The 5,465-nt window shown below is 72.8% G+C and carries 7 protein-coding genes; all 7 read left to right on the forward strand.

All coding sequences use genetic code 11. The features are described 5' to 3' along the window. Positions 1-783, forward strand: a 783-nt coding sequence (locus tag AB0M20_RS25025; RefSeq protein WP_364302066.1) for a VWA domain-containing protein, incomplete at its 5' end; no start/stop codon positions are given. A 265-nt stretch (positions 784-1,048) separates the two neighbouring features. Further along, positions 1,049-1,759, forward strand: a complete 711-nt coding sequence (locus AB0M20_RS25030; protein WP_364302068.1) for a CDP-alcohol phosphatidyltransferase family protein — start codon at positions 1,049-1,051, stop codon at positions 1,757-1,759. After that, positions 1,756-2,649, forward strand: coding sequence for a DUF881 domain-containing protein (locus AB0M20_RS25035; protein ID WP_364302070.1), 894 nt, complete (start codon positions 1,756-1,758; stop codon positions 2,647-2,649). The genes AB0M20_RS25030 and AB0M20_RS25035 overlap by 4 nt, the downstream gene beginning before the upstream one ends. Then, a complete protein-coding gene (locus AB0M20_RS25040; protein ID WP_364302073.1) occupies positions 2,646-2,978 on the forward strand; it encodes a small basic family protein in 333 nt (110 codons plus the stop codon). The genes AB0M20_RS25035 and AB0M20_RS25040 overlap by 4 nt, the downstream gene beginning before the upstream one ends. Before the next feature lie 7 nt (positions 2,979-2,985). Further along, positions 2,986-4,257 carry a DUF881 domain-containing protein gene (locus AB0M20_RS25045; RefSeq protein ID WP_364302076.1) on the forward strand — a complete coding sequence of 424 codons (1,272 nt, stop codon included), beginning with the start codon at positions 2,986-2,988 and terminating at the stop codon, positions 4,255-4,257. Between the two features lie 37 nt (positions 4,258-4,294). Continuing rightward, a complete protein-coding gene (gene gcvH / locus AB0M20_RS25050) occupies positions 4,295-4,675 on the forward strand; it encodes a glycine cleavage system protein GcvH (protein ID WP_364302078.1) in 381 nt (126 codons plus the stop codon). Between the two features lie 197 nt (positions 4,676-4,872). Further along, on the forward strand, positions 4,873-5,322 hold the full coding sequence (locus AB0M20_RS25055; RefSeq protein ID WP_364302080.1) for an FHA domain-containing protein: 450 nt from the start codon (positions 4,873-4,875) through the stop codon (positions 5,320-5,322). Positions 5,323-5,465: the final 143 nt, after the last annotated feature.

Genomic DNA, 5,465 nt, shown 5'->3' on the forward strand with positions numbered 1-5,465 from the left:
ATCGGCAACGCGGTGCGCCGCCGAGCCGTTAGCGGCACAGCCCCGAAGGGGCTCGGGTTCTCCGCCCTTGGCGGAGCCTCAGCGGCCGGTAGCAGCACAGCCCCGAAGGGGCTCGGGTTCTCCGCCCTTGGCGGAGCCTCAGCGGCCGGTAGCGGCACAGTGCGGCTGGAGCCGGAGGACTTCGAGGTCGCCGAGACCGAGCGGCGGGCGTCGGCGGTGGTCGCGCTGTGCGTCGACCTGTCGTACTCGATGTTCGCCGACGGCCGCTGGGGTCCGATGAAGCAGACGGCGCTGGCCCTGTCGCATCTGGTGGCGACGCAGTTCCCGCAGGACTCGCTGCAGATCATCGGGTTCGGCCGATATGCGATGTCGCTGTCGCAGGGCGAGCTGGCCGCGATCGAGCCGGACATGGTGCAGGGCACCAATCTGCAGCACGCGCTGAAGCTGGCCGGCCGGCACCTGCGCCGGCACCCGGGCTCCGAGCCGGTCGTGCTGGTGGTGACCGACGGCGAGCCGACCGCGCACCTGGACGACGACGGCGACGCATTCTTCATGTGGCCGACGCTGCCCGAGACGGTGCAGGCGACGGTGCGCGAGGTCGACCAGCTGACCCGGTACGGCGCGACGCTCAACCTCTTCATGCTCGGGGAGGACGAGGGGCTGCGCCGGTTCGTCGACGCGGTGGCTCAGCGCAGCGGCGGCCGGGTGTTCAGCCCCGACCTGGGCGAGCTCGGCCGGTATGTGGTGGACGACTATGTCCGCTCGCGACGAGGGCGCCGTTGACCGGCCCGCTGACCGGGCCAGTGTCCTAGGACGGCCTGCGCAGCGTGTCCTGCCGCACCGGCCGGGCCTCGACGCAGCGCGGGCTGGTTATAGTGGCTCGTCGAGAGAGCGGTCGGGATGGTTCCGGCCGGCCATTGAGGGTCCGGGTTCTCGCCCTGACCGCAGGGCTCAATGGCCGGTAGCAGCACGGCCCCGGGGGTGTGGGCCGGTGTCCGGGCCGTCGGGGAGCCGGGTTGCTTTCCGGCGTGGGGGAGAGGGAGTCGCGATGTCGCAGCAGCCTGCGCGCGCGCCCATCGCCACGTCCAACCGCATCTGGACGGTCCCCAACATCATCAGCTTCATCCGCCTGCTCGGCGTGCCGCTGTTCCTCTACCTGATGCTCGGCCCGACCCACCACGACATCGCCGCGGTGATCGTGATCGCGGTGGGCGGGACCACCGACTGGGTGGACGGGTACGCGGCCCGCCGGCTGGGTCAGGTCAGCCGGCTCGGCGAGCTGCTCGACCCGTTCGCCGACCGGCTCTACATCCTGGCCACGCTGGCCGCCTTCACCCTGCGCGAGGTCATTCCGTGGTGGCTGACCGCGGCGCTGCTGCTGCGCGAGGTCGTGCTCGGCGTCGCGCTGCTGGTGCTGCGCCGCCACGAGTACGGCCCACCGCCGGTCCACTATGTCGGCAAGACCGGGACGTTCGTGCTGCTCGGCGCGTTCCCGGTGCTGCTGCTTGCGCACGCGGTCCCGTCCGCGGCGCACTGGCTCTCGCCGACCGGGTGGGGCCTCGCATGGTGGGCGCTCGGCCTGTACTGGGCGGCGGCGGTGCTCTACCTCATGCAGACCGCGGCGCTGCTGCGCGCCGATCGCGCGGCCGGTCCCTCCGGCCCGGCCGGCCCGCCTGGGCCGTCCGGCTTCTCCGGCCCGGTCGGTCCGGTCGGCGGCGCGCCGACCGGCCGGGACGGACCCGCGGCGGTCACCGGATGACGGCCCCCGGCACCGGCGAGAAGCGCACGTTCACACCGGACTTCCTCACCGAGCTGTTCCGCAACCCGCTGGACCCCGGCTATGCGGATGCCGCCGCCCGCAAGGCGCGTGGCGAGGGCCCGTCACCGCGGGCGCGCAAGGTGCTCAGCGGCGTCACCGCGGTGACCATCGCGGCGCTCGGGTTCCTGCTCGTGGTGGCGTACCGGCAGACGGTGGCCGACGAGCCGGCCCGCACCCGGGCGCACGACACGCTGGTGCGGCAGGTGCAGGACCGGCGCACCGAGACCGTCGCCCTGCAGGCCGAGGCCGAGCAGCTGCGCGACGAGGTGGCCGCGCTGCGGGCGCGCGAGTTCGGCGGGGAGGCGGTGGCGCGGCTGACCAACCTGGAGGCACAGACCGGGCTGGCCCGGGTGCGGGGCAGCGGCGCCAAGGTCACCCTCGCGGACGGCCCGATCACCATCGACCCGGTCACCGGCGAGCGGGAGACCCAGGGTCAGGTGAAGGACACCGACCTGCAGCAGGCGGCGAACGCGCTGTGGGCCGGCGGGGCCGAGGCGATCGCGGTGAACGGGATGCGGCTCACCGCCACCTCGACGATCCGGCAGGCCGGCGAAGCGATCCTGGTGGACTACCGGCCGGTGACCACGCCGTACGAGGTGGTCGCGCTCGGCCCGGACCAGCTCGCCGACGAGTTCCGCGACGGGTACGCCGGGAAGTTCTTCCAGGAGCTGTCCCGGCGGTACGGGTTGTCGTTCAAGACCGCCGAGGTCGACGACGTGACCCTGGACGCCGCCACCGAGCTCAAGCTGCGGGTGGCGTCGCCCGCCGGGCCGCCCTCCGGACCCAGTTCTCCGGCCCTGTCCCCCTCCCCATCGGAAGGCGGCCGATGATCGCCGTACTCGCCCTGATCGCCGGTGTCGTGCTCGGCATCGTCTTCCACCCGACGGTGCCGCCCGGGCTGCAGCCGTACCTGCCGATCGCCGTGGTCGCGGCGCTGGACGCCGTGTTCGGCGGGGTGCGCGCCAAGCTCGACGGGATCTTCGACGACAAGCAGTTCGTCGTGTCGTTCGTGTCGAACGTTCTGGTGGCGGGCCTGATCGTGTACCTGGGCGACCAGCTGGGCGTGGGCGGGCAGCTGTCCACCGGCGTGGTGGTGGTGCTGGGCGTCCGGATCTTCGGCAACGTGGCGGCGATCCGCCGCCACCTCTTCCGGGCGTAGGGGCGGCATGTCCGACGAACGCGACCCCGAGAGCCCGCCGGTGGACCCGGCGGAGAACCTGGCGGACGACGAGGCGAACAAGCCGACCGTGCCGATCAAGCGGCCGGTGCTTCCGCCCGCCGATGCCACGACGCCGCCCGCCGGCGCTGCAGCCGGCTCCGGACCGGCGGTCGACCCGCCGCCCGCCGATCCGCCGCGGCCCGCCGATCTCGGGTCGCCCGCGGATCCTCCGCCGGCTGCCGGTCCACCGCCGGTGGCTGAGCCGCCGCCGGCCGTCGCCGAGCCGGATGACGAGGCCACGACGCTGTTGTCGCCCGTGCCGCGGCCGGACGACGGCGGGGCGACGCAGCGGCTGGTGCCGCCGTCCCTTCCTGAGCCCCATCCCGAGCCGCAGCCCGAGAGCGACGACGAGGAGACCCGGCTGCTGGTGCCGCCCGCCACGGCCGATGCGGGGCGGGACGAGGCCGGGTCACCCGACGGTGTGAATGCTCGGCCCCCGGCCGGCCCGGCCGTCGTGAGCGACAGCGCGCTCGTACCCGCCGGAGAAGCCGGACCGGCCGGCGAGGGTGAGCCGTCCGCCGAGCCGGGCCCGCCGAAAAGAAAGCTTTCCAGCGCAGGTGCGCTGATCGGTGTGCTGCTGGCGTTGTTCGGCTTCACGCTGGTCGTCCAGCTGCGCAGCAACAACACCGACCAGGGGCTGGCCTCGGCGCGGCAGGAGGACCTGGTGCGGATCCTCTCCGATCTGGAGGCGCAGGACTCTCGGCTGCAGTCGGAGATCGCGGGGCTGGAGACCAGCCAGCGGCAGCTCACCTCCGGCGTGGCCGGGCGGCAGGCGGCCCGGGAGGCGGCCGATCAGCGCGCCGAGGAGCTCGGGCTGCTCGCCGGAACGCTGCGGGGGACCGGGCCGGGCTTGCGGATCAGCATGAGGAACGTGAAGGCGTCCGCCGTGCTGAACGCGGTGCAGGAGTTGCGTGGCGCGGGCGGTGAGGTGATGGAGATCCGGGGCAGTGGCGGGCCGCCGGTGCGGATCGTGGCCTCGACCTACTTCGTGGACGCGCAGGACGGCATCTCGGTGGACGACATCAAGCTCACCGGACCCTTCGACCTCTACGTCATCGGCCCCGCCCAGACGATGGAGACGGCGCTGCGCATTCCGGGTGGGGTGGTCGCGTCGGTGGAGGGCGGCGGCGGTAGCGTGACAATCGACCGGCGCGAGGTGGTCGAGGTGACCGCCGTGCGCAAGCCGACCACCCTTCAGTACGCACGGCCGGCGTCGTGAGCGGCGCCGGGCAGCAGGTGTCACTACGGAGGATTGAGTGATCCCAGAGGATCTGCGGTACACGGCCGAGCACGAGTGGGTGGCGTCGGACGGCAGCGGTCCGGTGCGGGTGGGCATCACCCACTACGCGCAGGACGCGCTGGGCGACATCGTCTTCGTGCAGTTGCCGGAGGAGGGCACCGCGGTGCGGGCCGGCGACTCGCTCGGTGAGATCGAGTCGACCAAGAGCGTGTCGGAGATCTACGCGCCGATCGCCGGCACGGTGGTGGCGCGCAACGCGACGCTCACCGACGAGCCGGAGTTGATCAACGCGGAGCCCTATGCGGCCGGCTGGCTGGTGGAGATCGCCCCGGACGATCCGGCGGCGGTCGACGGTTTGCTCGACGCGGCCGGCTACCGCGCTCTGACCGAGAGTTGAGTCTCCCGCGCGTCTGGTTGCCCCGCGCTTCCGGGGCTGACTAGGCTCGCTGGGCACCTGTAATCTCTGCGAACTTGTTATGTCTTCGAAACCTATAGTCGTGCGTCCGGCGCATCGGGCAGCGGCAGGGGAGCCGCGTCCGGACCCCCGTGCCGTCGCTGGTCGCCGCGACCTGTGACAGATCCGTGAGGTGGTCCATGACGCGCCCAGACGACGAGTTTCCCCCACTCGACGTCACGTCCACGCTGAACCTCGGTGCGCTCGACGAGGTGCTCGAGGGGCCCGAGACGGACGTGGTGCCGAGCCGGATGTCCGGCTCGCTGCCGCCGGGCATGGCCCTGCTGGTGGTACGCCGGGGGCCCAACGCCGGCGCCCGGTTCCTGCTGGACCACGACGTGACCACCAGCGGCCGGCATCCGGACAGCGACATCTTCCTCGACGACGTGACGGTGTCGCGCCGGCACGCGGAGTTCCACCGCGACCAGGGGACGTTCACCGTGCGCGATGTCGGTTCGCTGAACGGCACGTACGTGAACCGGGAGCGGGTCGAGGCCGCCACGCTGAGCAACGGCGACGAGGTGCAGATCGGCAAGTTCCGCCTGGTCTTCATCGCCGGACCCCGGCCGGAGGGCGAGGGCCACGCGTGAGCTCGGCAGCGGGGGCCGCCGCGCGCGACGACCCGGAGGGTCGCGGATTCTCCGCGCCGTCCGGAGGCGCCGGTAGGGGCACGGCCGGTGCGCTGATGAGCATCGGCGAGGTGCTCGCCGAGCTGCGCACGGAGTTCCCCGAC

The organism is Actinoplanes sp. NPDC051633, assembly GCF_040681735.1.
GTDB lineage: Bacteria > Actinomycetota > Actinomycetes > Mycobacteriales > Micromonosporaceae > Actinoplanes.